Raw genomic sequence first — 239 nt, 5'->3', positions numbered from 1 at the left:
AAAAAAAATATAGAAATAATCCAATATCCAAAAGGTGGCGAACTTTCCTATAGTAAAGGAATGATATTAGGTATATATCCCGAAAATGATAATATATTTATTCATAATAGTAAAACAAAAGATGGCTCATCAGGAAGTCCAATAGTGCTTTCAGGAGAGCAAACAGTTTTTGCTATTCATAAAGGAGTATATATAGAAATAGAAGAAAATGCTGGGATTTTCATTGAGGGGGTTGTAAA

1 protein-coding gene is annotated in these 239 nt (G+C 30.1%); it reads left to right on the top strand.

Translation table 11 applies throughout. The annotated features are described in order from the left end of the window. Nucleotides 1-239 (top strand): trypsin-like serine peptidase (locus ACQP6G_RS20900; RefSeq protein WP_429767248.1); only part of this gene is annotated, 239 nt, incomplete at both ends.

Origin of the sequence: Isoptericola nanjingensis (genome assembly GCF_050311635.1) — a bacterium.
Taxonomy (GTDB): domain Bacteria; phylum Actinomycetota; class Actinomycetes; order Actinomycetales; family Cellulomonadaceae; genus Isoptericola; species Isoptericola nanjingensis.
Note: the sequence above shows the minus strand (reverse complement) of the source record. Positions and strands in the feature narration are given on the sequence as shown.